This window comes from Aeromicrobium sp. PE09-221, from assembly GCF_002174305.1.
In the GTDB taxonomy this organism is placed as follows: Bacteria; Actinomycetota; Actinomycetes; order Propionibacteriales; family Nocardioidaceae; genus Aeromicrobium.
Genome location: NZ_MIJB01000009.1, coordinates 110,478 through 136,488 on the forward strand (window position 1 = coordinate 110,478; position 26,011 = coordinate 136,488).

28 protein-coding genes are annotated in these 26,011 nt (G+C 68.4%); 9 read left to right on the forward strand and 19 right to left on the reverse strand.

Annotated features, from left to right (window positions below):
- The first annotated feature begins 59 nt into the window (after positions 1 to 59).
- Both BHE97_RS05055 and BHE97_RS05060 read left to right on the forward strand, forming a co-directional pair.
- Positions 60 to 653, forward strand: a complete 594-nt coding sequence (locus tag BHE97_RS05055) for a TetR/AcrR family transcriptional regulator (RefSeq protein WP_087622932.1) — start codon at positions 60 to 62, stop codon at positions 651 to 653.
- Positions 650 to 1,417: an enoyl-CoA hydratase-related protein gene (locus tag BHE97_RS05060; RefSeq protein ID WP_087622933.1), complete on the forward strand. Its 768-nt coding sequence runs from the start codon at positions 650 to 652 to the stop codon at positions 1,415 to 1,417. The genes BHE97_RS05055 and BHE97_RS05060 overlap by 4 nt, the downstream gene beginning before the upstream one ends.
- A 193-nt stretch (positions 1,418 to 1,610) precedes the next feature.
- Here BHE97_RS05060 and folP read toward each other — a convergent pair whose 3' ends face one another.
- From folP to BHE97_RS05100, 9 genes are all read right to left on the reverse strand, one after another.
- On the reverse strand, positions 1,611 to 2,477 hold the full coding sequence (gene folP, locus BHE97_RS05065; protein WP_087622934.1) for a dihydropteroate synthase: 867 nt from the start codon (positions 2,475 to 2,477) through the stop codon (positions 1,611 to 1,613).
- A 5-nt stretch (positions 2,478 to 2,482) separates the two neighbouring features.
- Positions 2,483 to 2,887: an alternative ribosome rescue aminoacyl-tRNA hydrolase ArfB gene (arfB, locus tag BHE97_RS05070; RefSeq protein WP_087622935.1), complete on the reverse strand. Its 405-nt coding sequence runs from the start codon at positions 2,885 to 2,887 to the stop codon at positions 2,483 to 2,485.
- The gene (locus BHE97_RS05075; protein ID WP_087622936.1) at positions 2,884 to 3,459 is read right to left on the reverse strand and encodes a PadR family transcriptional regulator; all 576 of its coding nucleotides are present in this window, start codon (positions 3,457 to 3,459) and stop codon (positions 2,884 to 2,886) included. The genes arfB and BHE97_RS05075 overlap by 4 nt, the downstream gene beginning before the upstream one ends.
- 86 nt (positions 3,460 to 3,545) lie before the next feature.
- Positions 3,546 to 3,977: a CBS domain-containing protein gene (locus BHE97_RS05080; protein ID WP_087622937.1), complete on the reverse strand. Its 432-nt coding sequence runs from the start codon at positions 3,975 to 3,977 to the stop codon at positions 3,546 to 3,548.
- Between the two features lie 47 nt (positions 3,978 to 4,024).
- A complete protein-coding gene (locus BHE97_RS05085) occupies positions 4,025 to 4,882 on the reverse strand; it encodes an inositol monophosphatase family protein (protein WP_087622938.1) in 858 nt (285 codons plus the stop codon).
- A 135-nt stretch (positions 4,883 to 5,017) separates the two neighbouring features.
- Positions 5,018 to 6,007: a ribosome small subunit-dependent GTPase A gene (rsgA, locus tag BHE97_RS05090; RefSeq protein ID WP_170931279.1), complete on the reverse strand. Its 990-nt coding sequence runs from the start codon at positions 6,005 to 6,007 to the stop codon at positions 5,018 to 5,020.
- Positions 6,004 to 7,266, reverse strand: coding sequence for a 3-phosphoshikimate 1-carboxyvinyltransferase (aroA, locus tag BHE97_RS20045; protein ID WP_170931280.1), 1,263 nt, complete (start codon positions 7,264 to 7,266; stop codon positions 6,004 to 6,006). The genes rsgA and aroA overlap by 4 nt, the downstream gene beginning before the upstream one ends.
- Before the next feature lie 3 nt (positions 7,267 to 7,269).
- Positions 7,270 to 7,755, reverse strand: coding sequence for a DoxX family protein (locus BHE97_RS05095; RefSeq protein WP_087622940.1), 486 nt, complete (start codon positions 7,753 to 7,755; stop codon positions 7,270 to 7,272).
- A gap of 72 nt (positions 7,756 to 7,827) precedes the next feature.
- On the reverse strand, positions 7,828 to 9,273 hold the full coding sequence (locus BHE97_RS05100; protein WP_087622941.1) for a hypothetical protein: 1,446 nt from the start codon (positions 9,271 to 9,273) through the stop codon (positions 7,828 to 7,830).
- Between the two features lie 98 nt (positions 9,274 to 9,371).
- Here BHE97_RS05100 and BHE97_RS05105 point away from each other — a divergent pair, with 98 nt between their 5' ends.
- From BHE97_RS05105 to rsrA, 3 genes are all read left to right on the forward strand, one after another.
- Complete coding sequence (locus tag BHE97_RS05105) at positions 9,372 to 10,082, forward strand: SOS response-associated peptidase (RefSeq protein ID WP_087622942.1); 711 nt, start codon at positions 9,372 to 9,374, stop codon at positions 10,080 to 10,082.
- A gap of 129 nt (positions 10,083 to 10,211) precedes the next feature.
- The gene (locus BHE97_RS05110) at positions 10,212 to 10,823 is read left to right on the forward strand and encodes a sigma-70 family RNA polymerase sigma factor (protein ID WP_087623093.1); all 612 of its coding nucleotides are present in this window, start codon (positions 10,212 to 10,214) and stop codon (positions 10,821 to 10,823) included.
- The gene (rsrA, locus tag BHE97_RS05115) at positions 10,820 to 11,107 is read left to right on the forward strand and encodes a mycothiol system anti-sigma-R factor (protein ID WP_236757531.1); all 288 of its coding nucleotides are present in this window, start codon (positions 10,820 to 10,822) and stop codon (positions 11,105 to 11,107) included. The genes BHE97_RS05110 and rsrA overlap by 4 nt, the downstream gene beginning before the upstream one ends.
- Positions 11,108 to 11,295: 188 nt before the next feature.
- On the opposite strand, the gene BHE97_RS05120 is transcribed toward rsrA, so the two are convergent.
- The 3 genes from BHE97_RS05120 to BHE97_RS05130 all read right to left on the reverse strand — a co-directional run bounded on the left by BHE97_RS05120 (position 11,296) and on the right by BHE97_RS05130 (position 13,974).
- Positions 11,296 to 11,661: a hotdog domain-containing protein gene (locus tag BHE97_RS05120; protein WP_087622944.1), complete on the reverse strand. Its 366-nt coding sequence runs from the start codon at positions 11,659 to 11,661 to the stop codon at positions 11,296 to 11,298.
- A 142-nt stretch (positions 11,662 to 11,803) separates the two neighbouring features.
- On the reverse strand, positions 11,804 to 12,304 hold the full coding sequence (locus BHE97_RS05125) for a GNAT family N-acetyltransferase (protein WP_087622945.1): 501 nt from the start codon (positions 12,302 to 12,304) through the stop codon (positions 11,804 to 11,806).
- Positions 12,305 to 12,318: 14 nt separating this feature from the next.
- Positions 12,319 to 13,974 (reverse strand): acetolactate synthase, encoded by a 1,656-nt coding sequence (locus tag BHE97_RS05130; protein WP_087623094.1) that lies wholly within the window; start codon positions 13,972 to 13,974, stop codon positions 12,319 to 12,321.
- Between the two features lie 93 nt (positions 13,975 to 14,067).
- On the opposite strand from BHE97_RS05130, the gene BHE97_RS05135 reads away from it, so the two are divergent.
- Complete coding sequence (locus tag BHE97_RS05135; RefSeq protein WP_087622946.1) at positions 14,068 to 15,465, forward strand: sensor histidine kinase; 1,398 nt, start codon at positions 14,068 to 14,070, stop codon at positions 15,463 to 15,465.
- Positions 15,466 to 15,542: 77 nt separating this feature from the next.
- Here BHE97_RS05135 and BHE97_RS05140 read toward each other — a convergent pair whose 3' ends face one another.
- A complete protein-coding gene (locus BHE97_RS05140; protein ID WP_087622947.1) occupies positions 15,543 to 15,794 on the reverse strand; it encodes a WhiB family transcriptional regulator in 252 nt (83 codons plus the stop codon).
- A 244-nt stretch (positions 15,795 to 16,038) separates the two neighbouring features.
- Between BHE97_RS05140 and BHE97_RS05145 the strand changes: the two genes are divergently transcribed.
- The 3 genes from BHE97_RS05145 (at position 16,039) to BHE97_RS05155 (ending at position 18,757) form a co-directional block, all read left to right on the forward strand.
- Positions 16,039 to 16,440 (forward strand): hypothetical protein, encoded by a 402-nt coding sequence (locus BHE97_RS05145; RefSeq protein WP_087622948.1) that lies wholly within the window; start codon positions 16,039 to 16,041, stop codon positions 16,438 to 16,440.
- A 113-nt stretch (positions 16,441 to 16,553) separates the two neighbouring features.
- On the forward strand, positions 16,554 to 17,765 hold the full coding sequence (locus tag BHE97_RS05150) for an NADP-dependent malic enzyme (RefSeq protein WP_087622949.1): 1,212 nt from the start codon (positions 16,554 to 16,556) through the stop codon (positions 17,763 to 17,765).
- A 23-nt stretch (positions 17,766 to 17,788) separates the two neighbouring features.
- Positions 17,789 to 18,757 (forward strand): zinc-binding dehydrogenase, encoded by a 969-nt coding sequence (locus BHE97_RS05155; RefSeq protein ID WP_087622950.1) that lies wholly within the window; start codon positions 17,789 to 17,791, stop codon positions 18,755 to 18,757.
- A gap of 137 nt (positions 18,758 to 18,894) precedes the next feature.
- Here the strand turns inward: BHE97_RS05155 and BHE97_RS05160 are convergent, their stop codons facing one another.
- The 6 genes from BHE97_RS05160 to BHE97_RS05185 form a co-directional block, all read right to left on the reverse strand.
- Entirely contained in the window at positions 18,895 to 19,503 is a 609-nt protein-coding gene (locus BHE97_RS05160) for an endonuclease (protein ID WP_087622951.1), read from the reverse strand.
- Between the two features lie 20 nt (positions 19,504 to 19,523).
- The gene (locus BHE97_RS05165; RefSeq protein ID WP_236757532.1) at positions 19,524 to 20,240 is read right to left on the reverse strand and encodes an AAA family ATPase; all 717 of its coding nucleotides are present in this window, start codon (positions 20,238 to 20,240) and stop codon (positions 19,524 to 19,526) included.
- A gap of 3 nt (positions 20,241 to 20,243) precedes the next feature.
- A complete protein-coding gene (locus tag BHE97_RS20050) occupies positions 20,244 to 20,420 on the reverse strand; it encodes a DUF6104 family protein (protein WP_087622952.1) in 177 nt (58 codons plus the stop codon).
- 16 nt (positions 20,421 to 20,436) lie between these two features.
- Positions 20,437 to 24,204 carry a multifunctional oxoglutarate decarboxylase/oxoglutarate dehydrogenase thiamine pyrophosphate-binding subunit/dihydrolipoyllysine-residue succinyltransferase subunit gene (locus tag BHE97_RS05175; protein ID WP_087622953.1) on the reverse strand — a complete coding sequence of 1,256 codons (3,768 nt, stop codon included), beginning with the start codon at positions 24,202 to 24,204 and terminating at the stop codon, positions 20,437 to 20,439.
- A gap of 132 nt (positions 24,205 to 24,336) precedes the next feature.
- Entirely contained in the window at positions 24,337 to 25,068 is a 732-nt protein-coding gene (locus BHE97_RS05180; protein WP_087622954.1) for an ABC transporter ATP-binding protein, read from the reverse strand.
- 5 nt (positions 25,069 to 25,073) lie between these two features.
- On the reverse strand, positions 25,074 to 25,940 hold the full coding sequence (locus BHE97_RS05185) for an ABC transporter permease (RefSeq protein ID WP_087622955.1): 867 nt from the start codon (positions 25,938 to 25,940) through the stop codon (positions 25,074 to 25,076).
- Between the last annotated feature and the right edge of the window lie 71 nt (positions 25,941 to 26,011).

Here is a 26,011-nt window from a genome sequence, read left to right on the forward strand (position 1 = left end):
GCGGGCCCTTTCGATACCAGGAATAGTACGCTGGAACTCTATCGGGTACTGTCGCGGACGTGGACAGCGAGACGGTCTCGCGCGGTCGAGGCGAGAGCGCGCGGCAGGTGCTCCTCGACGAGCTCATCGACCTCTACCTCGCCGAGGGCTTCCTGCGTTTCGGGACGGCGGAGCTCGCCGCACGGCTGCGGTGCTCCAAATCGACGCTTTATGCCATCGCGGGGAGCAAGGAGCGCATCATCGTCACCGCCGTCCGCGCCTTCTTCCGCCGCGCGACCGAGGGCGTCGAGGACGCCATCGCCGGCCACGAGGAGAGCCCACAGGCGGTGAGTCGCTATCTGGAGGCGATCGCGACCCAGCTGCGTCCCGCCTCCGCACGGTTCTTCGCCGATCTCGATGCCTTCGAGCCGGCGGGGGAGATCTACCAGCAGAACACCCGGTACGCGGCGCGTCGGGTCCAGCAGCTCGTGCGGGGGATCGACGATGCCCCCGGCCCCTTGACGTCCGCCTTCGCCGGTGCCGTTGCCGGCCAGCTCATGGACGCCATCCACCGAGGGGAGATCGAGGCGCTGACCGGCCTCGACGATGCCTCGGCCTATCACCAACTCGCCGCCCTTTTGACGGCCGGCGCCAAAGAAGGACGACCCAGATGACCGATGATCGAATGACCGTGACGACGACTGTGGAGGGGGCCGTCGGCTATGTGACCCTCGACCGGCCCGCCGATGCCAACGCCCTCGACCTGCCGACATCGCGCGCTCTCGAGGCCGCGGTCGCTGAACTGGCCGCCGACGAGCGGGCACGCGTCGTGGTGCTGCGTGGCAACGGGCGGGTCTTCTGTGCCGGCGGCGACCTCGCGGCGATGATGGAGGAGGCCGATCGCGGTGCCTACCTGCGCGAGCTCGTGGAGTCGGCGCATCGGGCAGTCGAGGCCATGCAGCTGTTGGGGAAACCGCTGGTCGTCGCCGTCCAGGGCGCCGCGGCGGGGATCGGCTTCTCCTTCGCGCTGGGAGCTGATCTCGTCGTGGCCACCGAGTCGGCGAAATTCGTCACGGCATACACATCGGTCGGTCTGACTCCCGACGGCGGCATGTCCTGGTTGCTGCCGCGCGCGATCGGACAGCAGCGTGCCCTCGATCTGATCGTCTCCGGGCGGCCTCTTCCGGCGGCCGAGGCGCGGGACTGGGGGATCGTCGGCCGGCTCTGTGCCGATGACGCGCTGGACGCGACGGTGTCCGAGGCCGCGGCAGTCCTGGCGGATCGTCCGGTGACGGCGATCGGTCGAGCCCGCCGACTGGTGCGGTCCTCCTGGGAGCGTTCGCTCGTGGAGCATCTCGGGGCCGAGGCCGAGTCGATCTCCTCGATCGCCGCGACCGACGAGGCCGGAGAGCGCATCACCCGTTTCCTCAAGCGCTGACCACCCGCATGGTGTGTGCCGGGCAACGAAGGATGTGACTCCGTGGTCGTCATGGCGACCACAGAGTCACATCCTCCGTCCCGGCGACGACGGTAGATGTGGCTCGGTGGTTGCTATAGCCGCCACGAAGACACATCCTCCGTCAGTGGACGAGGCCGCGCTCGGGTGAGGGCAGGACCGCCGTGGACCGCCCTCAGGCGAGACCGCGGCGCGGGCGTGCGACAGGACGCTCGCCGCGCAGCGTCGCGATCATCTCGAGGACTCGCCGGGTCGCAACGATGTCGTGGGCGCGGAAGACCGCCGCACCCTTCCACGCGGCGATCGCCGTGGCGGCCAGGGTGCCTTCAAGGCGGTCTCCGACGCCGAGGTCGAGGGTCTCGCCGACGAAGTCCTTGCGGCTCAGCGCCATCAGCACGGGCCATCTGGTCGCGACGAGCTCATCGGTCCGGCGCAGGAGCTCGAGTCCGTGGAAGGTGTTCTTGCCGAAGTCATGGGTGGGGTCGATGAGGATGCCCTCCCGCGGGACACCGAGTGCCGCGAGACGCTCCGCGGCCGTGGTGGTCTCGGCGATCACCTCGGCGACGACATCGTCGTATCGTGCGCGGATCGGATCGGTGCGGGGACGGATGCCGCCGGTATGGGAGCACACATAACCGCAGGCGTGTTCCGCCGCGACCTCCCCCAGCGCCGGATCCACGCCCGCCCACGTGTCGTTGAGGAGGTCCGCGCCGGCGTGCGCGGCGGCATCGCCGACCTCGGCCCGCCACGTGTCGATGCTGATCGCGATGTCGGGGAAGCGGTCGCGCACCGTCTCGATGAAGGGGACGGTCCGGCTGATCTCCTCGGCGATCGTGACCTCCTCGCCGGTGCCCGCCTTGACTCCGCCGATGTCGACGATGTCGGCGCCATCGCCGATGGCCCGCGCGACCGCGTCGAGGGCCTGCGATGGATCGAAGGTGGCGCCGCGATCGAAGAACGAATCCGGTGTGCGGTTGACGATCGCCATGACGAGAGCGCGATCGCGCTCCACCTGGCGACCGCGCAAGCGGAGGGCTGGCATGGGACTCAGGGTTCCATACGGCGCTGACGCTTGATGTCGCCACGGCGGCGTTTGGCATCGAGCCGGCGTTGGTCGGCGGCCTTGGACACCCGCGTCGGACGTCGGCGCTTGGCGGGCACCATCGCCGATTCCACCAGGACGGTCAGACGCGCTCGGGCGGCCTCGCGATTGCGGTGCTGCGAGCGGTACTGGGAGGAGACGATCGTGATCGTGCCGTCCCGAAGCCGAGAGCGCAGCCGTTCGCGCACGCGTTGCTTCTCCGCGTCGTCGAGGGCCGCGGTGTCCTCCAGCGACCAGCGCAGCTCCACCCTCGTGTCGCTGGTGTTGACGTGCTGGCCGCCGGGCCCTGACGAGCGAGTGAACTTCCAGCTCAGCTCCTCGTCGGGGATCCGGACGCGTCGGGCGTTCATGCGTCGGCGAGGACGCGGTACAGCGACTTGCGGGCATCCGCCAGGATGTCGGTCGCCCGCTGTCGCTGCTCGTCCGTGCCGGCCTGCATGACCTGAGTCCAGGCGCCGATCAGTGACCGCAGGGACTCGGCGGATTCGCGGGCGGGACGACCGCCTCGTTCCTCGGCGACCTGCCACGGCGTGCCGAGGCCCTCGCGATGCTCGTCGATATGAGCGCGTCCGGCCTCGGTGAGCTGCGCCGTCTTGCGGCCGTCCACACGCTCGAAGGTGATCAGTCCCTCATCCTCCAGTCGCTGCAGGACCGGGTAGACCGAGCCGGGACTGGGCGTCCACTCGCCCTCGCTGCGCTCGCCGATCTCGGTGATGAGCTGGTAGCCGTGCATGGGCGACTCCTCGAGGAGCAGCAGGACCGCTGCGCGGACATCGCCGCCGCGTCCTCGACGGCCGCCGCGTCCTCGCCGGCCTCGCGGGCCTCCGAATCCGAAGCGGGCCAGGTGTTCGAGATGCTGGTCCATCTCATGGGGATTGAACGGACGGCGTGGGGCGCGTCCGGGAGTGTCGTGGGGTCCCATTGGGGACCTCCCTCCCTATCGTCGTTACGTTAACGATATATCGAAATAATGTCGACGACAAGGACCGTGAACGAGAACGATGGCGGTCAGCCTTGGACGTACTGCTCGAGCTGGTCGCGCTCGAACTGCAGCTGGTCCATGCGGTACTTGACGGCATCACCGATGCTCACGAGGCCGACCAGCCGTCCGTCGTCGACGACGGGGACGTGGCGCACCCGGTACTCGGTCATCGTCGCGGTGAGATCGGCCAGCGGGGTGTCCGGTGAGCAGACCTGGATCTGCTCGGACATGATCGTGGCCACCGTCGCGGTGCGCGGATCCTCCACGCCGCGCAGCTTGCGCACGATGTCGCGCTCGGACACGATTCCGGCGATCGCGTCGTCGTCATCGCGGCGCACGACGAGCGCACCGATATTGAGCTCGGCGAGCAGGTCGAGCAGCTGCGACACGCTGGCATCGGGGCTGATGGTGAAGACCTCGTCGCTTCCCTTCGAGGTCAGGACATCGTGGACTCGCATGGAACACCTCCGGGTGCAGCGAGTGTAGCCCAGATCACACCGCAGGGTCAGTGTCGACCGAAGTCGAGGTGACGCACATTGTCATCCGGGTCGGGCTCGTCATCGGGGAAGTAGCCGACGAAAGCCATCGAGGCGTCGTGCAGACGACCGTTCGTCGCCAGCGCATTGCCGCCCCAGGGCCCGGGCTGGCCGTCCAGACCGGTGAAGCTGCCGCCGGCCTCGCGCACGATGACGTCCAGGGCGGCCATGTCCCAGAGGTTCAGCTCGGGCTCGGCGGCGACATCCACCGCCCCCTCGGCGAGCAGCATGTAGGACCAGAAGTCGCCATAGGCTCGTGTGCGCCACGCTCGAGAGAGCAGTTCGAGGAACTCGGCCTGCTTGCCGATTTCGGCCCATCCTCCGAGGGAGGAATAGGAGATCGAGGAATTGCCGAGCTCGCCGACCTGTGAGACCTCGATCTGACGGGAGCTCAACAGCGACTTGCCCGTGTGTGCGCCGCCGGACTTCGAGGCCCACCAGCGGCGGCCGAGGGCGGGTGCGGAGACACAGCCCACGACGATCTCCCCTGCCTCCTCCAAGGCGATGAGCGTCGCCCAGACCGGTACGCCGCGCACGAAATTCGACGTGCCGTCGATCGGGTCGACGATCCAGCGTCGCTCGGAGGAGGATGCCGTGCCCTCGGTCTCGCCCTCCTCCTCACCCAGGACGATATCGCGGCTGCGTGCCGAAGCGAGCGTGCGCCGGATCGCCGCCTCGACTGCCTGATCGGACTCTGTCACATAGGTCAGGTCCGGCTTGGTCGAGACGCTGAGGTCTACCGCGCCGAAGCGGTCCATGCTGAGGTTGTCGGCCGAGTCGGCCAGCACGTGCGCGAGACGCAGGTCGTCCAAGTACGGGGTGGCCATGGGCTCAGCGTAACGAAACCTCCGGGCGGTCCCGTGGCCACGTGGGTGGTGCGTCCCCCGCGCCCTGGGCGGTGAGTCGACCCGCACACGGACGCTCGTCCTGCAGGATGAGGCACCGCCCAGCGGTGGCAGGCGTCAGTAGTCGGTGGCGAGCGAGCGGCTCGACAGGATGCGGCGGAAGGACTCGACCCGGGCCCGGGGGAGCTCGCCGGCCGCGATCGCCGCATCGAGCGCGCACTCAGGCTCCTCGGTCAGATGGGTACAACCACGTGGACAGTCGCGGGCGACGGCGTCAAGATCGTCGAAGGCGCGGATGATGTGATCGGTCTCCACGTGACGCAGCCCGAAGGAGCGGATCCCGGGCGTGTCGATGATCGACCCGGGGAACGGCAGGCGCAGCAGCTGCGCTGAGGTGGAGGTATGGCGCCCCCGGCCGGTGACCTCGTTGACGTGACTGGTCGCGCGATCAGCCTGGGGTACGAGGGCGTTGACGAGTGTGGACTTGCCGACGCCGCTGTGTCCGACGAGCACGCTCATCCGATCGCGCAGCAGAGTCCGCAGTTCGTCGAGGTCGCCGCCACGCCGGGTCACGACCACGCGGACGTCGAGCGGATCGAGCAGGGCGAGCATCTCCTCTGGAGAGCCGAGGTCAGCCTTGGTGAAGCACACCAGGGGCTCGATCCCGGCATCGTAGGCGGCCACCAGGCATCGGTCGATGAGGCCGGCGCGCGGAGGAGGATCGGCGAGCGCTTGGACGATCACCAGCTGATCGGCATTCGCCACGATCACGCGTTCGAGGGCCTCGTCGTCGTCGGCCGTGCGGCGCAGCACAGTGCGGCGGGGGAGAACCTCCACGATGCGTGCGAGTGTGCCGTCGCGTCCGGAGAGATCGCCCACCACGCGCACCTCGTCCCCCACGACCACGCCCTGACGGCCGAGGGGCCGGGACTTCATCGCCGTGACGGGGCTGCCGTCGAGATCGAGCGTGTAGCGACCGCGATCGATCGTGACCACCTGTGCCACCGCGGCATCGTCGTAGTCCGGACGTTCCTTGGTGCGTGGGCGGCTCCCGCGCCGGCGCGGGCGGTCGTAGGCCTCGTGCTCGTCGCGCTCGCGACGAGTCATCGGCACAGCTCGATCCAGTCGGCGGCGAAGCCTGGGTAGGTCTTCGCCGTGGTCTCGATGTCCGCCACCACGAGATCGGGGACGGCGAGTCCGAGCACCGCCGCGGCATGGGCCATGCGGTGATCGTGGTAGGTGTCGAAGACGCCGCCGCGCAGGGGTCGCGGCACGATGTGCAGCCCGTCGGCGGTCTCGGTGACCTCGCCGCCGAGGCTGTTGATCTCGGCGGCGAGTGCCGCGAGTCGGTCGGTCTCGTGTCCACGCAGGTGGGCGATTCCCCGCAGCGTCGATGGGTCGTTGGCCAGCGCCGCCAGTGCGGCGACCACCGGCGTCAGCTCGCCGACATCGTGGAGGTCCACGTCCACGCCCGCGAGTGCCGAGCCGCCCGAGAACACGAGGGCATCATCGTCGCGGCGGACCGATCCTCCGAAGGCGGGCACGATCCACCGCCAGGCGTCACCGGCCTGATCGGTGTCCTCGGGCCACTGGCGGACACGCACCGTCCCACCGGTGACCAGCGCCGCGGCGACGAAAGGTCCGGCATTCGACAGATCCGGTTCGATCGTCACGTCCCGAGAGGCGATCGGGCCGGGGTGGACGACCCAGCTGGAGCCCTCGGCGTCGACCCGCACCCCGCGATGGCGTAACTGGGTGATGGTCATCTCGATATGAGGCTGTGACGGGAGGACGTCACCGGTGTGGCGGATCCGCAACCCATCGGGAAACCGCGCCCCGACGAGGAGCAGCGCCGAGACGAACTGGCTCGATGCCGATGCGTCGATCGCGATCTCGCCGCCTCGCGCATCAGGCCGCGGGTGGACGGTGAAGGGGAGGCTGCCACGCCGGCCGTCGTCGACGTCCGCGCCGAGGGCCCGCACGCCGGCGATGGTCCCGGTCATCGGCCGCTCGCGCGCTCGAGGGTCTCCGTCGAAGGTCACTGCGGCGCGGCCGAGGGTCGCGATCGGCGGAACGAAACGCATGACGGTGCCGGCCAGGCCGCAGTCGATCTCGACCGGGGCCTCGCCGAACTCGATGGGACGGATGGTCCACTGCTCGGCGTGCCGCTCGATCCGAGCGCCCAGGGATTCCAATGCTGCGGCCATGAGATCGGTATCACGCGAGATGAGCGGTCGCTCGACACGCGACTCGTCCTCGCCGAGAGCGGCGAGGACGAGTACACGGTTGGTGAGTGACTTCGATCCCGGGATGGTGACCTCGGTATCGAGGGGCCGATTGCGAAGAGGAGCGGGCCAGTCGGTCACGCCTCAGCTCCGCAGGTCATCGACCTGGTCGGCGATCGCGTGGCCGGTGTCGACGACCTTCTTCTTCGCGCGAGCACCGATCCAGCGCTTCTTGGGGTCGGGGTCCAGGGTCGACAGCAGCAGCCCGCCGGTCATCGAGACGTTCTTGGCGAAGTGGATCGCCTGATTGCGGCGGGCATCCGGATCCGTCTCGTTCCAGAACTGGTGCCCGATCCCCGTGGTGGCGGGCATCGTCGCCGCCAGTGCCAGCGCGCTCGCCCGCGGGAAGCGCCCAGTGGCCAGGGCTAGCCCGGCGGCGACGTGGACAGCAGCGTTGAGCCGGACGAGGTTGGTGGCCGAGACGGGGGCCGAGGGCGCGACCGAACGCGCGGCGTCCGCGATCGGCTCGACCTTGGGAGCCATCGCGGAGGCGTTGCGGAGCGCCATCGTGCCGCCGTAGACGAACATGGTGGCAAGCATGGGCCGGGCTACGGTGCGCAGAAGCGTCATAGGTCATTCTTACCGCACCTGGCCGACTCCGGCATCTGCGACCTGAGCCGCCCAGCACTCGGTGGTCGCGGGTCACTCCGAGGTCGGACGACGCCCGTCGACATCCCCCGACGTGGGACCGTCGCCATCGCTGGGCCCGGTGGTCTCCTCGGGGATGGGCTCGGGGGAGGGAGTCTCCCCGCCGGGCCACGGACCGAAGGAGAAGGAGTGCCCCCGCGGTGACCCCGACGTATCGCTCGACCACACCTGAGCGCGGCCGCGGACCTCGTCGGCGACCACCGTCGCCGAGGCGCGAGCCGTCTCACCGGGACGCAGCGTCCGGGTGCAGGTCACGGCGTTCGAGGATGGGGCGCAGGAGAGGCCCGAAGCACCGGAGAACCTGAACTTCGTGTCGATATCGAAACGCACCGTGACCTGCCGTGCCCCCGGAGCGGCGGGCTCGCCGACCACCTGCAGGTTCATGCGTACGAGGCGCTGTTCTCCGTCGGTGAGGCGGTCGGGATCTCCGAAGGCGAAACCGACGCCCATGGTTGCAGGGGGTGTGCTCGGTGACGGGGTGTCGGGCTCCTCGGCCGAGGGAGGGGGCGTGGCGGACGAAGGTTCGGGGGCGTCCTTCTGCTCCGGGGACGGCTCAGCCCTGGTGGCGTCGGGGGTCTCCGGTGTGGGTTCCTCGGCGGTCTCAGAGTCCGGTGCCGGTGAGGAGCTGGCATTCGGCACGGAGGGCAGGCCACCCCAGGCGGACGGGACACCGGACGGTCCCCATTGCGCGACCGCGAGCGCTCCCGCGCTCGTGGCAGCCAACAAGGTGGCGGCGGTGGCGATGAGGACCGCGGGCACCCATCGAGGGCGCGCCGGGGCAGCGCGGCGTGACGTGGGCTCGCGCAGATAGCGCCGCGCTGCGGGCCCGAGTGTCGCAGTGGCCAGCTCGTGAGCGTGTGCGAGGTCCTCGACGGCCCACCACAGACCGAGGCAGGTGGCGCACGCATCGGCATGGGCCGTCAGGTCGTCCAGATGCGTGCGGGCGTGCAAGGGGGCGGCGTCCTCGCGCTGGTGCGTCAGATAGGCCGTCCGCAGCGCGGTCTCCGCCGTGGTCCGCAGGGCGGGGATGTCCTTGACGCGGACCCCGGTCACGATGGCGGTCTCGGTAGCCGGAGCCCCCTCGACGATCGCGTGCCAGAGGACGGCACGATGGACCGGTGCCAGACTCCGCCAGGCACGCGATGTCGCGGAATCCGGAGCTGCCGCACCGTGGGCTTCCAGCGTGAGCCCCAGCAGCCAGGGTCGGATGGCCGCGCCCTCGGCCTCTCCGGTGAGCACACGGGAGAGGCCTTCAGCGAACACGGTGCCCACGAGCATCTCCGAGGGTCCCTCGTGGGTGAGGCAGAGGGCCAGATGCTCGACCGCGGGGCGATGGCGCTCGAAGAGGGTCGAATAGGCGGTGGCGTCCCCGGCGCGGGCAGCATCGACCAACGCCTCATCACTGCGCTGCGAAGTGCGCTGGGCGTCGTCGGCTCTCATCCTGTCCCCGGGGTCGGCGGCCTCGTCTGCCTCTCATCCTAGGCAGGGAGTCCATATCCGCCAGACGACTCGCTGGACTGGGCTGGCACTATGACGACATGTGCGGTCGATACGCGACGTCACGTACATCGTCACAGCTGGAACGGGACTTCCAGGCGAGGCTGGGCGACCTGTACGTCGAGACCGAGGCGGACTACAACGCCGCGCCCACCAAGGCTGAGCCCCTCATCGTCGGCCGCCGGGACGAGGCGGGGTCATGGCGGGAGGTCGTGACGGCGCGGTGGGGGTTGATCCCCTCCTGGTCGAAGGATCCCTCGATCGGAAACAAGCTCATCAACGCCCGCTCCGAGACGGTCGCCGAGAAGCCCTCCTTCCGCCGAGCCTTCGCCGCTCGTCGCGCTCTCGTTCCCGCCGACGGTTTCTACGAGTGGTACCAGCCCCAGCCCGGCGCCGACGGTGCCACGCCGCGCAAGCAGCCCTTCTATCTGACCGGACGCGAGGGAGCCGGGCTCGCGCTCGCCGGGATCTACGAGTTCTGGAAGGATCCCGAGGGCACCTGGGTGCTCAGCTACAGCATCCTCACCACCTCGGCGGAAGGCGATGACGGGCGCCTGCACGACCGCGCCCCGCTACTGGTCCCTTCGGAGCTCGGTGATGCCTGGCTGGATCGCGATGTGCCCGGCTCCGGACTGCTGCCGGATCTCGTACCCGCCACGCCGGGAGTGCTCGATGCCTGGCCGGTCTCGCTCGCCGTCAACAACGTGCGCAACAACGTTCCGGAGTTGGTGGAGCCGGTCGCGGCGCAATAGCGGTCCCGTCGGACGCACCGGATTCTCGCGACCCCCGGAATAGTTCGCCGGCCCCTCGCGTTGTCACGGCTGAGGAGGTAGTCGATGCTCGCGTGTCCTGAGAGGCCGATCCCCGTAGACTTCGAGGAGATGGCCACCGACGACGTCGTACTCAACGAGGAAACCCCCGAACAGCGCCAAGCGCGGTTCGAGGCCGATGCTCTGCCGTTCCTGGATCAGCTGTACTCGGCGGCGCTGCGCATGACGCGCAATCCCGCCGATGCCGAGGACATCGTCCAGGAGACCTATGCCAAGGCGTTCAGCTCTTTCCAGCAGTTCAAGCCCGGCACCAATCTCAAGGCCTGGCTGTACCGAATCCTGACCAATACCTACATCAACTCGTACCGCAAGAAGCAGCGCCAGCCGCAGCAGGTCACCGAGGAGATCGAGGACTGGCAGGTGGCCGCCGCGGAGGCGCACACGTCCAGTGGATTGAAGTCCGCCGAGATGGAGGCCCTCGAGCGGATGCCCGACAGCGACGTCAAGGAGGCGCTCCAGGCCCTGCCGGAGGACTTCCGCTATGCCGTCTATCTCGCCGATGTGGAGGGCTTTCCTTACAAGGAGATCGCCGAGATCATGGACACGCCGATCGGCACCGTGATGTCGCGCCTGCACCGTGGCCGCCGCCAGCTGCGCGAGATGCTGACCGACTACGCCCGGGCCCGTGGCATGGCCGTCGCGAGGGTGGGTGACGACGCATGAGCGAGGGGATGACGGACGGTCGCGAGTGCGACGGACCCGACTGCAATGAGGCCCTGCAGAAGCTCTACCTGTTCATCGACCACGAGCTCGAGGACGCCAGCTGCGAGCAGATCCAGGCGCATATCGACAACTGCCGCGCGTGCCTCACCGAGTACGAGCTCGACATCCTCGTCAAGGCCCTGCTCTCGCGCTCGTGCAGCGAGACCGCGCCGCCGCCCCTGCGCGAGCGCGTCCTGCTGTCGATCCGCACCGTGCAGGTGGAGGTCCGTGAGCAGCGGGACTGAAGTCCTCGACGGCGCGTTCGCAGATCAGCCCCTATGACAAGAGCCCCACCGGCGGTGGGGCTCTTGTGATGTCAGTGACGACTCACGCGTTGGGGCGCTTGCCGTGGTTCGCGTTCTTCTTGCGACGCGCGCGGCGCTTGCGGCCGGTCTTACCCATGAGGTCCTCCTGATCTCGACACTTCGGCGTCCTAGTGTCCCACATCGGGGATACGGGCGGCGAATCGCTCCCGGTCCACGACGATGCGCCGGATCTCGCCGGCAGCCACGAGTGTGCCGTGCTCGTCATGGGCGGCGACGTGGAAGCGATGGAGCCGTCCGTCCTGGTGCGCCAGGGAGGCGGTCGCGGTGATCGTCGCTCCGACCGCGCTCGGAGCACGATGATCGACCTCGATCCGTGTGCCGACACTCGTCTGCCGGTCGCCGAGGTCGAGCACGGCGCAGGCCGCCTCCTCCAGCCAGGCGATCACGACGGGAGTCCCGAGGACCTCCAAGTCCCCGCTGCCCACGGCGCGGGCGGTGTGCTCGGCGGTCACGACATGGGTCACGGTGGCCATGAGACGACCCTATCCGCTACCGGCCCGAAGGGCGTCGGCCGCGGAGGGTGGGGGCACTCCAGGCCTGCCACAGGACGGCCCAGTAGCCGCCGAAACCCGGGGAACCTCACCGGTCTCAGCCGATGAGCGGCGGGGCGGCCGATCAGGGTGCCGTGATCTCGCGCACGAAGGCCAGGAGCGTGATGTCGGGGGCGTCCGGTGGCGACCAGTCGCGCTCGGGCACACGACGAAAGCCTGTCGACTCGTAGAGCCGGTGGGCTTTCGTCTGCGTCGGCCTCGAACAGAGCCACATCCGTGACAGCCCGAGCGCAGCAGCCTCGTCGAGGCAGTGGCCGACCAGGGCGCGGGCGGCTCCGTGACCGCGGTGAGCCGGGTCGACCGCGAGGGCGCGGAACTCGCCCTCGTCGTCGCTCGTCGCCAGCTCTCGATGCGGTGACCCCGGAGGGCACCAGGTGACCGATCCGATGACGGCGCCGTCGAGCACGGCGACGATGACATCGTCGGCGCGCTCAGCCGCATCGCCCAGCCAATTGCCGTAGTCGTCGCCGGTGGCGAGATGTCCGTCCGCCATGTAGCCGTCGATCACCACCCGTCCTGTTGCGGCGAGCTCGTCGCCGGACGGACGGCGGATCTCGAGCGTCATGCTGCTGCCCCGGTTCAGACGCCCATGGTGGCACGGGGGTATTGCGCGTTCACATCGGTCATGACATTGACGAGATAGGGCACGCCCGAGGCGAAGGCCCGGTCGATGGCCGGACCGATCTCGCGGGGGTCGGTCACCATCTCCCCGCCGCCGCCGAGGGCCGTGACCACCTGGTCGTAGCGTGTGGCGGGCGCCAGGTCGGCGGCGACGTCATAGCCGTAGAGCATCTGCATCGGGGCCTTCTCCAGTCCCCAGGCCGAGTTGTTGCCGACGATCATGACCACCGGGAGCTTGTGCCGTACGAGCGTGTCCACGTCGATAAGCGACATGCCGGCCGCACCATCACCGAGCAGCAGGACGATCTGACTGCTCGGACGCGCGATCCGCGCCGCCATCGCGGCGCCGAGTCCCGCCCCGAGACATCCGTACGGTCCCGGATCCAGCCAGCCGCCGGGACGGCTCGGCTCGACGAACTTGCCGGCGAAGGAGACGAAGTCGCCGCCGTCGCCGATCACCACGGCATCGTCATCGAGACGGGGGAGCAGTTCCCCGTAAATGCGGGCCGGGTGGATCGGATCGGCCTCGGCGCCCAGCAGCGCCTTGTCGCGCTCGACCGCACCGGCGACCGTCTGCTGAAGCCGCTCGGTCCACGTGCTCCAGTCAGGGCGACGTGGCTGCGTCTGCAGGGCCCCGAGCAGCGTGTCGAAGAGCGTGCTGAGGTCGCCGGCGGCCGAGGCCCCCAGCTCGGCGTGTGAGGACAGCTGGTCGGGGGAGTCCGCCAGATGCACGGTGGTCGCGACCGGGGCACCGTCCTTGCCCCCGAAGCGCCCGAACCCCAGCCGGAAGTCCAGGGGCGTGCCGGCTACGATCGCGAGATCACAGCTCCCGAGGGCGTGCGAGCGCGCCTTGGTGACGAGCAGCGGATGCCCGCCGGGGACGACGCCGCGCCCCATGCCATTGGCAATGACCGGGATACCCGAGTCCTCCACGAATCGCCGCGCGGCTTCATCGGCGTGATCGGACCAGACATCCGAACCGAGGACCAGCACCGGGCGTTCAGCCTGCGCGAGCAGGGCCGCCACTCGGGCGATGTCATCGGGATCGATGTCGACCTGGGTGGCCTCGCCGGTGGTGGTGTGCTCGACAGGTCCGTTGGCGAAGAAGACGTCCATCGGGATATCGACGAAGGCCGGCCCGCGATGCGAGGAGCGCGCGGCGGTGAACGCCTCGTCGACCGCGGGGGCGATCTCGGCGACCGAGCCTGCCGTGCGGGCGGACTTGGTAATGGACTCTAGGATCGGCGGGTGGTCCAGCTCTTGGAGCGTGCCGCTGCCCCAGGTGGCCGCGGGCGCACGACCGCCGACGACGACCACCGGCGCGCCGGAGAAGTGCGCCTGGGCGATAGGGCTCACCCCATTGGTGACACCGGGGCCAGCAGTGAGCACGGCGAGCCCGGGGGTGCGGGTGAGTTTGCCGATCGCCTCGGCGGCGAACACGGCCGAGGGCTCGTGCCGGACATCGATGATCGGCATCGGATCGTCGGTCTTCACGGCGGCGTCGTACATCGGGAAGACGTGGGCGCCGGACAGGGTGAACATGGTGGTCACGCCGTGGGCCCGCGCCACGTCCAGGGCGTGATGTCCACCGTGGGGCCCGGACGGCTCGGGCATCTCGGCGCTCATACCCCACCGCCGGTTCTACGCTCGCTTTGCTCACTCATGTGACCTAGGTTACTGGCCGGTCAGGCGCAGTAGGCTGGCGACGTGCCGACGCTGGAGGACATCGCCGACTCGCAGAGCTCGCTCTCCGCCGCGGAGACCGGGCGACTCCAGGCGCTCGTGGCGCGATGGCAGATGATCGCCGACCTCGCCTTCTGCGACCTGGTGCTCTGGGTCGCCGATGTGGAGGACAAAGGGTGGTGGGCCGCGGCGCAGATCCGTCCTGCGACCGGACCCACGACCCTGCTGGAGGACATCGTCGGCTCCTTCGTGCCGCGCGACGAGCCTCCGCGTGAGGAGCAGCTGCCCGATGGCGTCGTGGTGGAGGTCGAGACCATCCCCGTGTGCTACGAGGGACGGACCATCGCGTTGCTCGGCCAGCGCCGTTACCGCGAGGCGCGTCGTCTTCCCGGCGCGCTCGAGCAGTCCTATGCGCAGACGAGCGATGTGCTGTTGCAGATGGTCCGCGAAGGCCGTTTCCCCGTCGCGGGAACCGAGGAACTCGCGGACACCTTGCGGGTCGGTGACGGTCTGATCCGCACGGACGCCTCCGGACGGGTCGGCTTCGTGAGCCCCAATGCGATGTCCGCCTACCGCAGGCTCGGACTGCGCAGCGATCTCGTGGGAGCGGATCTCGTCGCGGTCACCACCGATCTGCTGCACCGCCGGCCGACCGATCGCGGCTTCGCCGCGCTCTTCGGCGATACGGAGTCGGTAGCCGATGTGGAGGGTGCCGATGCCTCCCTGAGGATGCAGATCGTGCCGCTCGTCTGCGGTGGGCATCGCGAAGGTTATCTGGTGCTCCTGCGCGATGTGACCGAGTTGCGCCTGCGCGAACGGGAGCTCGTCTCCAAGGAGGCGACCATCCGGGAGATCCACCATCGGGTCAAGAACAACCTGCAGACGGTCGCCGCGCTCCTCCGCCTGCAGAGTCGGCGCGTCGTCGCCGATGAGGCGAAGGAGGCCTTGCGGGAGGCTGAGCGGAGGGTCGGCTCGATCGCCTTGGTCCACGAGACGCTGAGCCAGTCCTTCGACGAGCTCGTGCCCTTCGACGACGTCGCGGATACCTTGCTGCGCACGATCCCCGAGTTCGCCGACCAAGTGATCGTCCACGCTGAGCGGATCGGGAGTTTCGGGCTGGTGCCCGGCGAGGTGGCGACATCGCTCGCCATGGTGCTCTCGGAGCTCTTGCAGAATGCGGTCGAGCACGCGTTCTCGGGCACGGAGGGAACGGTGACGGTCGCCGCCAATCGGATCCGGGGGCGGCTGCGGCTGCGGGTGAGCGACAACGGCCGCGGCTTCGGGGAGGACTTCGATGCCGGAGCGAGTCTGGGACTGTCGATCGCCACCACGCTCGTGGAGAGTGAGCTGGGCGGCTCGCTCGCCTTCGAGCGGTCGCCGCTCGGCGGCGCGATGGTGACGATCAATGTCGACCTCGGGTGATCGGTCCCTTCGCGAGGCCACCACAGAAGAACCCCGGTGCCCCTCAGGGCCCCGGGGTTCGACATGCTAGCGTGAGATCACGCAGTACGAATCCTGGCTCGTGCGTTGCGACGCTTCAGTGCACGGCGCTCGTCTTCGCTCATGCCTCCCCACACTCCGTGGTCTTGACCGCTTTCGAGTGCCCACTGCAGGCACAGTTCGCGGACGTCGCAACGGCGGCAGACCACCTTGGCCTCTTCGATCTGCATGATCGCGGGGCCGGTGGTTCCGATGGGGAAGAAGAGCTCGGGATCCTCGTCGAGGCAGGCGGAACGGTGGCGCCAGTCCATGAGGACGCTCCTTCCCTAATTGGCGGCTTTCTGGATGAGAATGAGGCAGGCTCGTAGCGTCGAACCCGGCGGCATTCGAGGTCTACTCTCGCAAGGTTTCGAATACATGACAAGAGTGATACGCCCGTGAGAGGTGTCGGTTATCTCACACGTGTCGTGGTGGCTCGACGGCGGGACCCGTTGTAGCGGGTTGCGGCCCATCCGATCGCCTCCCGGCGAGGTCTCACGCTCTAGGCTGAGAGGCGTGTCCACCACCGCCGACCCCACCGGGCGCCGGCTGCTCGTCGTCGCCGGCGCCATCGCTCTCGCGCAGGCAGTCGTCCTCCTGGGCCTCGCCGTGCTCGACGTCACCCATCTCGTGGCGGGACGGGTCAGTCTCGGCGTCGGCATCGCCGTCATGCTCCTGTTCTTCGGCGGTGGCCTGGCGATCGCCGCGATCGCAGTGATGCGCGGGCGGCACGGTGGGCGTGGGCCGGTCCTGGTCGCGCAGCTCATCTCCCTGGGCCTGGCCTGGAACCTGCGCGATGCCGGTGATGACGTCGTCCGCGGCGTCTCGCCGGTGATGGCGCTCGCGGCCATCATCGTGTTGGTGAGCCTGTTCTCTGGTCCGGGACGCCGGGCGATGAGCCGCGACGAGCCCGCCTGATCCGGTGTGAGAGACTGTCCGAGGCACACCCACGCCCTTGCGGATCTCTCCGCTTCTGGCCGCCAGACCGGTGACCTCTCCACGCCCCGCCCCACGCGTTCAAGGACACCCGCATGGTCGCCTACGACATCTCAGCCTCCCCGGATATCGACATGACCCTTCCCGACGAGACCGATCCGGTCTTCGCCCTCCATCGCCAAGGCAAGATGGCGATCGGTTCCACCGTCGAGCTGCGTGACGCCGACGATCTCTCTCTCGCGTACACGCCCGGCGTCGCCCGCGTGTGCGAGGCGATCGCCGCCGATCCCGAGCTGGCGCACGAGTACACCTGGGTGTCCAACACCGTGGCGGTGGTGACCGATGGCACCGCCGTGCTCGGTCTGGGCGATATCGGCGCCCCGGCCTCGATACCGGTCATGGAGGGCAAGGCCGTGCTGTTCAAGCAGTTCGGCGGGGTCGATGCGATCCCGATCGCCCTTGACACCACCGATGTCGACGAGATCGTCGACACCGTGGCCCGGCTCGCCCCCTCCTTCGGCGGCATCAATTTGGAGGACATCTCCGCGCCCCGGTGCTTCGAGGTCGAGCGCCGGCTCATCGAGCGGCTCGACATCCCGGTCTTCCACGACGACCAGCACGGGACGGCCGTCGTGACGCTCGCCGCGCTCATCAACGCGGCGCGGCTCACCGATCGCGAGCTCGACGAGCTGAAGGTGGTCATCTCCGGTGCGGGAGCCGCGGGTGTCGCGATCGCCAAGATCCTGCGCGCCGCGGGCGTCCGCAAGATCAGCGTGGTCGATCGTTCCGGTGTGCTCGTCCCCGAGCGCGAGGACCTCACGGAGATCAAGCGCTGGCTCGCGGACTTCTGCGCACCGTGGGCGTCTCCGGGCTCGATCGACGACGCGCTGGTGGACGCGGACGTCTTCGTCGGCGTCTCCGGCGGAACCGTGCCCGAGGAGGCCGTGGCGCAGATGGCGCCCAATGCGATCGTCTTCGCGATGGCCAATCCGCATCCGGAGGTTCACCCGGATGTGGCGCGCCGGCACGCCCGCGTGGTGGCGACGGGGCGATCGGACTTCCCCAATCAGATCAACAATGTGCTCGTCTTCCCCGGCATCTTCCGCGGGGCCCTGGACGTGCGTGCCACGGAGATCTCCGAGAACATGAAGCTCGCGGCGGCGACGGCGCTCGCCGACCTCGTCGGTGAGGACCTGCGCGAGGACTACGTCATCCCGTCGCCCTTCGACCCGCGGGTGGCGCAGGTCGTCGCGCGGGCCGTGACCGACACGGCACGTCGCGACGGTCTCGCTCGCCGCCCGTACTGACCCGTCGACCGATCAGGAGAAGCATGTTCGCCGTCTACGCCGGATCCATCAACCCCGACAACCCGCTCGATGGTCTCGTCATCGGTGAGCGCCCTGAGCCCGAGGTGCCCGACGGCTGGACCACCGTGACTGTCAAGGCCGCCTCGATCAATCACCACGATGTGTGGAGCCTGCGCGGGGTCGGACTGCGTGAGGAGTCCTTGCCGATGATCCTGGGCTGCGATGCCGCCGGCCTGGACGAGGACGGCAATGAGGTCATCGTGCACGCCGTGATCTCCGATCCCTCATGGCGCGATGACGAGACCCTCGATCCGCGCCGCTCCCTGTTGTCGGAGAGGTACCAGGGCACCTTCGCCGAGCGGGTCGCCGTGCCGCGTCGCAATGTGGTGCCCAAGCCCGAGGGCCTGTCGATGGCCGAGGCGGCCTGCCTGCCTACCGCATGGCTGACGGCCTACCGCATGCTGTTCACTCAGTCGGGTCTGCGACCGGGCGACGCCGTGCTGGTGCAGGGCGCGGGTGGTGGCGTGGCGACCGCCGCGATCGCTCTGGGACGGGCCGCAGGCTTTCGGGTCTTCGCAACCAGTCGCGATGCTGACAAACGTGAGAGGGCGCTGGATCTCGGGGCCCATGAGGCCTTGGAGTCCGGTGCGCGACTGCCGCAGAAGGTGGATGCGGTCATCGAGACCGTCGGCGCGGCCACCTGGTCCCACTCGGTCAAGTCGATGCGCCCCGGCGGCACGATCGTGATCGCCGGCGCGACCTCGGGCGATGCGCCCAAGGCCGCGGAGCTGACGCGGATCTTCTTCCAGCAGATGCGGGTCCACGGCTCCACGATGGGCACGCGCGATGAGCTCGCGCGGCTCGCCGAGTTCCTCGATGTCACGGGTGTGCGCCCGGTGATCGAGGCGGAGATCCCCATGGAGGATGCCGCGGAGGGCCTGCAGAAGGTCATCGATGGCGATCTCTTCGGCAAGATCGTCCTCACCCGCTGACGCCCCAGGCACGTCTTCCCCGGCTCGCGAGGTCCCCGGTGGGCGGTGTCTTACGCACCTCTCCAGCCCGTTGAGGGGTGTCTAACCCGCCGCCGACGACGACGAGGGGTGTCTAACCCACCGCTGCGGGGAGGGGCTCAGCTGAGGGTGGCGCGGAGGCAGGCGGCGGCGAGGGCGGGGAGCTCCTCGGCGTCGACCAGCTTCGCCAGGCGGTCGGGGTTGTCGGGCAGGCCGGCCTGGCGAGCGCCCTGGAGGACCTTCTTGTCCATCGAGGGCACGAGCTCGGGCCAGACGCCCTGAGCCTCGCGGCAGAAGATCGCCGCGCCGGTGGGCCCGATGCCCGGGAATTCCTGCAGACGCTGCCCGATGTCGGCGGCGTCGGAGGAGGCGTCGCGCAGCCGGCGCAGGTCACCGCGATAGCGCTCGAGCAGCAGCTGTGCGCCGTTCCCGAGCTGCGTGGAGGTGCGTTCGTCGTAGCGGCGGTAGTGGCCTCGCCCGAGGGCATCGACCCGCTGCTGCCAGGTCGCATCCGCCATCCTTCGTGGCGTGCGGAGACCCGCCTTGCTCAGCTCCTGCGCCGCCGCGACAGCGATGTCGCTGTGGATCCGCGCCGAGAGCAGCGTGGACAGGACGAGCAGCCGGTACAGGGGCGAGGGCTTGTCGCGCAGGGTGATGCCCGCCTGTTCGGTGAAGGTGGTGCCATGGCGCTCCATCAACGAGCGCGCGGTCTCGCGTTGGGTGCTCATGGTCCGACCCTACGCTCGTCTCAGGCGTCCATCACGTGCCGCAGATAGCGCTCCGGCATCTCCAGGAAGCCGCGCCAATGCCGCACCAGGTCGAGGTCCTCCCAGGCCGCCTCCCGCATGCCCCAGGAGCCGACCTCCAGGATGGTGGCTCCGGGGAGGGCTGCGAGCACAGGGGAGTGGGTCGCGCAGAGGACCTGGCCGCCTTCACCGACGACATCGTGGAGTGCCCCGATCAGCGCCAGGGTGGAAGAGAAGGACAGCGCCGCTTCAGGTTCGTCGAGCACATAGAAGCCCGGCGAGGCGAACCGAGTGCGGACGACCTCCAAGAAGGACTCGCCGTGGCTCATCGCATGGTAGTCCGGCGTGGTCGGTCCCGCCCGGTCCTCACTGTAGGTGTACCAGCCGTGCATGGTCTCCGCGCGTAGGAAGAAGCCCCAGCGGGACGCCCCGAGGCCCCGCTGCAGGCTCAACATCTCGGCGAGTCCCGATTCCGTGGGCCGGGTGGCGTGAGCACCGTGAGTGCTGCCGCCCTCGGGCGACAGACCATAGGCTCCGGCAACGGCCTCGACGATCGTGCTCTTGCCGGATCCGTTCTCACCGACCAGGAAGGTGACCCCCGGGTCGAGTTCGCGTCCTTCGTCGAGCAGCTGGCGTACCGCGGGGATCGCCGAGGACCAGTCGGCGGGCGGGAGCGCACCGGCCATTACCCGCACGACCGGATGCTCCGCGAAGGTCACCGGCTACTCGTCCTCGTCGTCGAGCCGTGCCAGCCAGGTGGCCAGACGCTCGACGGGCACCTCGAACTCCGGGTTGAGGTCGACGAAGGCCGAGAACTGCTCGGCGAGCCACGCCAGGGAGACCTCTTCGTCCCCCCGGCGTGACGCGAGCTCCTCGATGCCGCGATCGGTGAAGTACACGCCTGCTACCCGAGGCTCAGGCGAAGGCCCGGTCCATCAGATCGCGCGCCTCGGTCACGTGGACCGCGTGCGAGCCGACTGCCGTAGTGCTGGACTCCGGACGCGAGACCACCGTGAAGGGCAGACCGAGCAGGTCGCGCAGGTGCAGCGCGTAGTACGGCCACGGCCCCTGGTTCTCCGGCTCATCCTGCACCCAGCGCACCTCGGTGGCGTTCGGGTACTTCGCGATCTCGGCGAGGATCTCCTCCTCGGGCCGCGGGTACAGTTGCTCCACGCGGACGATCGCCGTGCGTGAATCCTCGCGCTTCTTGCGCTCATCGAGCAGGTCGTAGGCGACACGGCCCGAGGTGAGGATCACGCGCTCGACAGCCGAGGCCTCGGCACCGTCATCGCCGATCACCGGACGGAACTCACCGCGGGTGAAGTCATCGGGCATGCTCGTGGCCGCCTTGCGCCGCAGCAGCTGCTTGGGCGTGAAGACGATGAGCGGGCGATGGTTGGCCTCCAGTGCCTGCTTGCGCAGCAGGTGGAAGTACGACGCCGGGGTGGATGGCTGGGCGATGCGCATCTCGTCGTTCGCGGCGAGCTGCAGGAAGCGCTCGATACGACCGGAGGAGTGATCGGGACCCTGTCCCTCGTAGCCGTGCGGCAGCAACAGCACGACGCCGGACTTCTGGCCCCACTTGGTCTCGCCGGAAGAGATGTACTCGTCGATCACCGACTGGGCCCCGTTGACGAAGTCGCCGAACTGCGCCTCCCACATGACCAGCGCCTCGGGGCGGGCCACCGAGTAGCCGTACTCGAAGCCGAGGGCGGCGTACTCGCTCAGCAGGGAGTCGTAGATGTAGAACGTGCCCTGGTCCTCGCCGACGTGCGACAGCGGCGTCCACTCGGCGGCATTGTGTCGGTCGATGATGACCGCGAACCGCGACGAGAAGGTGCCGCGACGCGAGTCCTGTCCGGCCAGCCGCACCGGGCGGCCCTCGAGGAGCAGCGAGCCCATCGCGATGATCTCGCCGGTGCCCCAGTCGATGGGACCGGCCGTGATCGACTGGGCCCGGCGCTGCAGCTGCGGCATGACCTTCGGATGGACCGTGAAGCCCTCCGGGGCGGTGGTGTAGGCATCCGCGACCGCCTTGAGGACATCGGGAGAGACCGCGGTGACGTAGCCGCTCTCGAAGGGCTTGGCGGGGTACTCCGGGATCCGCGTGTAGTCGGGGATCTCGGCACCTTCCTTGACCTTGGCGAAATTGGACTCCAGACGCTTCTGGTAGTCCGCCAGGGCCTCCTCGGCCTCTTCGATGGTGATGTCGCCACGACCGACCAATGCCTCGGTGTAGAGCTTGCGCACCGACTTCTTGTTCTCGATCGTGTCGTACATCAGCGGCTGGGTGAAGCTGGGATCGTCACCCTCGTTGTGACCACGGCGGCGATAGCACACCAGGTCGATGACGACGTCCTTGTGGAAGGTCTGGCGGTACTCGTAGGCGAGTTGCGCCACGCGGATACAGGCCTCGGGATCATCACCGTTGACGTGGAAGACCGGCGCCTGGATCATACGTGCGACATCGGTCGAGTATGTCGAGGACCGCGATGACGACGGGCTGGTGGTGAAGCCGACCTGGTTGTTGACGATCAGGTGGATCGTGCCACCGGTACGGTAGCCGCGCAGCTGCGAGAGGTTGAGGGTCTCGGCCACCACGCCCTGTCCGGCGAAGGCGGCGTCACCGTGGACGAGGACCGGAAGCACCGGGAACTCCTCTCCGCGGTTGAGGCGATCCTGCTTGGCGCGGGTGATGCCCTCGAGGACCGGGTCGACGACCTCCAAGTGCGAGGGGTTCGAGGCGACGGAGACTTTGACCTTGTCGCCCTTGGACGAGGTGAACTCGCCTTCGACGCCGAGGTGGTACTTGACATCACCGGAGCCCTGCACGGTGCGGGGGTCGATATTGCCCTCGAACTCGCGGAAGACCTGACCTGGATCCTTGCCGGCGATGTTGACCAGCACGTTCAGGCGGCCGCGGTGGGCCATGCCGATGCAGACCTCGGAGAGGCCGTCGGCGGCCGCGCCGGAGGCGATCTCGTCGAGCACGGGGATGGTGGTCTCGCCGCCCTCGAGGCTGAAGCGCTTCTGACCCACGAACTTGGTCTGCAGGAAGGTCTCGAAGGCCTCGGCCTGGTTGAGCTTCTGCAGGATCCGCAACTGCTCGCTGCGCGGGGGCTTGACGTGCGGACGCTCCAAGCGGTCCTGGAACCACTCGCGCTCACCCGGGTCCTGGATGTGCATGTACTCCACGCCGATGGTGCGGACATAGGAGTCGCGCAGGATGCCGAGGATCTCGCGCAGCTTCATGAGCGGCTTGCCGGAGGCCTTGCCGAAGGATCCGGTGGCGAACTCGCGATCCAGGTCCCAGAGGGTCAGACCGTGCGTGGCGGTGTCGAGATCGGGATGCGTGCGCATCTTGTACTCGATGGGATTGGTATCGGCGATCAGGTGGCCACGGACCCGGAAGGCGTGGATGAGCTCGAGCACGCGCGACTGACGCTGAAGCTGGTCGTCGTGGCTGACCGCGATGTCCTGCGCCCAGCGGATCGGCTCATAGGGGATGCGCAGTGACCGGAAGACGTCGTCGTAGAAGCCGTCGGCACCGAGCAGCAGCTGGTGCACACGCTTGAGGAACTCACCGGACTGTGCCCCCTGGATGACGCGGTGATCGTAGGTGGAGGTGAGGGTCATCATCTTGGAGATCGCCATCTGAGCGATGGTGTGCTCCGACGCGCCCTGGAACTCCGGCGGATACTCCATCGATCCGACGCCGATGATCGCGCCCTGTCCTGCCATGAGGCGCGGCACGGAGTGATTCGTGCCGATGCCGCCGGGATTGGTGAGACTGACGGTGGTGCCCTGGAAGTCCGAGACCTCGAGCTTGCCGTCGCGGGCCTTCTTGACCATCGTCTCGTAGGCGGACCAGAACTGCGCGAAGTCCATGGTCTCGGCGGCCTTGATGCTCGGCACGAGCAGTTGGCGCGTGCCGTCGGGCTTGGGAAGGTCGATGGCCAGGCCGAAGTTGATGTGCTCTGGCTTGAGCTGGACGGGCTTGCCCTTCTCATTGTGCTCGAAGCCGGTGTTCATCTCCGGCATCGCCTTCATCGCCTGCACGACCGCGAAGCCGATGAGGTGCGTGAACGACACCTTGCCGCCGCGAGCCCGGGCCAGGTGATTGTTGATGACGATGCGGTTGTCGAACAGCAGCTTGACCGGGACCGAGCGCACGCTGGTGGCGGTGGGAACCGAGAGACTCTGGTCCATATTGGTGGCGGTGCGGGCGGCTGCGCCCTTCAGCACGACCTTCTCCACCTCGCCGGGACCCTGGGGTTGCTGGGCGGCAGCGGGCGCGGCCTTGGGCGTGCCGCTCTTCTTGGCGGGGGTCGCCTTCGGCTCCGTGCTCTTGGCGGCCGGGGGCGTCGCGGCGGTGTCCTTATCGGGGACGCGCGTCTGGGCGCGCTCGCCGCTGGCCGTCTTGTCGGCGGGCTGCCTGGTGGGTGCCGGGGAGGCGGCGGCCTTCTCGGCCACGGAGTCGGGCTTGGCCGACGCGCCGTTCGACGAGGCACCGTTCTGCCCACCGGTGTAGTTGCCTTGGCGGAAGAAGTCCGCCCATTGGGAGTCGACCGACGACGGATCGCTGGCGAACCGTTCGTACATCTCCTCGACGAGCCACTCATTGGCTCCGAAGTCGGGGGACTGGGCGTCGGAATGGGACGTTGTGGTGGAGGACTCGGCCACGGCCTGAATCGCCTCTTCCGGAGTGTGCTGAGGAGTGGGTGAAGTCCCGACAACTCTAGCGCGGAAGACCAACGGTTCGCAGGCAGGGCCGGGGGGCGGGTCGGCGAGCGGTAGGTGCCCCGCGACGAGCCGTCACTTGATCCGTGCGACGGCCTCGCTGATGGGGCCGTCGAAGACCTTCTTGCCCTGGTGCAGGACGATGCCGCGAGTGCAGAGCTTCTGCACCATGCCGAGGCTGTGGCTCACCACGAGCATCGTGACGCCTTCTGCTGTGAGCTCGGCGATCTTCTTCTCGCACTTGGCCCGGAAGGGGGCATCACCGACCGAGAGGACCTCGTCCACGAGCAGGATGTCCAGATCAACGTGGATCGCGACGGAGAACGCGAGACGCATGAACATGCCCGAGGAGTAGTGCTTGACCTCCTGGTCGATGTGGTCGCCGATCTCGGAGAACTCGACGATGTCGTCGAAGCGTTCCTCGATCTGTTGGCGGTTCATGCCGAGGATCGCGGCATTGAGGTAGACATTCTCGCGACCGGAGAGATCCGGGTGGAAGCCCGCGCCGACCTCGATGAGCCCGGCGACCCGGCCGCGGGTGTAGACATGGCCCTCGTCCGGTTCGAGGACACCGGAGATGAGCTTGAGCGTCGTCGACTTACCGGAGCCGTTGAGGCCGAGCACGGCGACGGCCTCACCCTCCGGGACGGAGAAGCTCACGCCGTCGAGGGCGATGAAGCGATCGGCACGAACCGGCTTGCGCTTGGCCCACGTCACGAAGGCCTCCTTCAGAGAGTGGGTCCTGCGCTTCAGGAAGTGCTTGGTGACATCGTCGACGATGATGCTGGGCAGGGCGGGGTCGGACATCGGCCTCACAGGTCCTGGGCGAAAGTGCGCTCGAAGTGACGGAACATCAGCTGACCGACCACGACGGTGACCAGCGCGAGCGTGCTCGCGGCGACGATATTCCAGAGGGCATGGGGCGGCCAGGCGGCGGTCCCGTCGATGATCGGGGCCCAGAACGCTTCGTGGTACATCTCGACGCCGATCGCCAGCGGATTGGAGAAGTAGATGTTGAAGGCCCACTCAGGCAGCACATCGCGCATCAAGCCCCAGGTGTAGATCGTGGGGGTTGACCAGATCGCCACCATGCGGATGATCTCGACGAAGTTCTGAGCATCGCGGAAGCGCACGTTGACGGCACCGAACATCATCCCGAGGCCGAGCGCGAAGGTCGCCATCAACGCGAGCCCGGCGAAAGCGATCGCGACTGACGTGAGGGTGGGCACCCAGCCCAGGATCACCACGATCACCAGCAGGATCGCCGCCTGCGGCAGGAAGTGGATCAAGGCGACGATGATCGCCGACACGGGAAATAGCTCGCGGGGGAGGTAGATCTTGCGGACGAGCGCACGATTCTCCACGATCGCCGTCGTGGCGTTGCCGAAGGCCTCGTTGAAGAAGTTCACGAGGATCAGGCCGGAGAAGAGATACACCGGGAAGTACTGGACATCGCGATGCGCGTTGAGGACGATGCCGATGATGAAGAAGTAGACGAAGAACTGCACGCCGGGCTTGACATACGACCACGTCCAGCCGAGGACGGAGTTGCGGTAGCGCGTGGCGGTGCCCTTGCGTACCAGCAGTCGCAGCAGATAGCGACGGCGGAACACATCGAGCAGGCCGCGCCCCTTGCCGGGGGTGTCGAACGCGCTCAGGTCCACGTCGGTGACCGACATGCCCTCTCCTTAGAAACGAGAACTCAGGGCCCACGGATGGGCCCTGAGCATCGTACTCGTCTCCTCCTCGC

Excerpts from the sequence above, each read along its gene's own strand:
- BHE97_RS05185 (WP_087622955.1), bottom strand. The coding sequence starts at position 25,940 with ATGTCGGTCACCGACGTGGACCTGAGCGCGTTCGACACCCCCGGCAAG.
- arfB (WP_087622935.1), bottom strand. The coding sequence starts at position 2,887 with ATGAACGCCCGACGCGTCCGGATCCCCGACGAGGAGCTGAGCTGGAAG.
- BHE97_RS05060 (WP_087622933.1), top strand. The coding sequence starts at position 650 with ATGACCGATGATCGAATGACCGTGACGACGACTGTGGAGGGGGCCGTC.
- BHE97_RS05180 (WP_087622954.1), bottom strand. The coding sequence starts at position 25,068 with ATGTCCGACCCCGCCCTGCCCAGCATCATCGTCGACGATGTCACCAAG.
- rsrA (WP_236757531.1), top strand. The coding sequence starts at position 10,820 with ATGAGCGAGGGGATGACGGACGGTCGCGAGTGCGACGGACCCGACTGC.
- BHE97_RS05155 (WP_087622950.1), top strand. The coding sequence starts at position 17,789 with ATGTTCGCCGTCTACGCCGGATCCATCAACCCCGACAACCCGCTCGAT.
- BHE97_RS05110 (WP_087623093.1), top strand. The coding sequence starts at position 10,212 with ATGGCCACCGACGACGTCGTACTCAACGAGGAAACCCCCGAACAGCGC.
- BHE97_RS05140 (WP_087622947.1), bottom strand. The coding sequence starts at position 15,794 with ATGGACTGGCGCCACCGTTCCGCCTGCCTCGACGAGGATCCCGAGCTC.
- BHE97_RS05160 (WP_087622951.1), bottom strand. The coding sequence starts at position 19,503 with ATGAGCACCCAACGCGAGACCGCGCGCTCGTTGATGGAGCGCCATGGC.
- BHE97_RS05125 (WP_087622945.1), bottom strand. The coding sequence starts at position 12,304 with ATGACGCTCGAGATCCGCCGTCCGTCCGGCGACGAGCTCGCCGCAACA.
- BHE97_RS05120 (WP_087622944.1), bottom strand. The coding sequence starts at position 11,661 with ATGGCCACCGTGACCCATGTCGTGACCGCCGAGCACACCGCCCGCGCC.
- BHE97_RS05085 (WP_087622938.1), bottom strand. The coding sequence starts at position 4,882 with ATGGCCACCCCGTACTTGGACGACCTGCGTCTCGCGCACGTGCTGGCC.
- BHE97_RS05075 (WP_087622936.1), bottom strand. The coding sequence starts at position 3,459 with ATGGGACCCCACGACACTCCCGGACGCGCCCCACGCCGTCCGTTCAAT.
- BHE97_RS05130 (WP_087623094.1), bottom strand. The coding sequence starts at position 13,974 with ATGCCCGAGCCGTCCGGGCCCCACGGTGGACATCACGCCCTGGACGTG.
- BHE97_RS05105 (WP_087622942.1), top strand. The coding sequence starts at position 9,372 with ATGTGCGGTCGATACGCGACGTCACGTACATCGTCACAGCTGGAACGG.
- BHE97_RS05080 (WP_087622937.1), bottom strand. The coding sequence starts at position 3,977 with ATGCGAGTCCACGATGTCCTGACCTCGAAGGGAAGCGACGAGGTCTTC.
- BHE97_RS05095 (WP_087622940.1), bottom strand. The coding sequence starts at position 7,755 with ATGACGCTTCTGCGCACCGTAGCCCGGCCCATGCTTGCCACCATGTTC.
- folP (WP_087622934.1), bottom strand. The coding sequence starts at position 2,477 with ATGCCAGCCCTCCGCTTGCGCGGTCGCCAGGTGGAGCGCGATCGCGCT.
- BHE97_RS05150 (WP_087622949.1), top strand. The coding sequence starts at position 16,554 with ATGGTCGCCTACGACATCTCAGCCTCCCCGGATATCGACATGACCCTT.
- BHE97_RS05100 (WP_087622941.1), bottom strand. The coding sequence starts at position 9,273 with ATGAGAGCCGACGACGCCCAGCGCACTTCGCAGCGCAGTGATGAGGCG.
- rsgA (WP_170931279.1), bottom strand. The coding sequence starts at position 6,007 with ATGACTCGTCGCGAGCGCGACGAGCACGAGGCCTACGACCGCCCGCGC.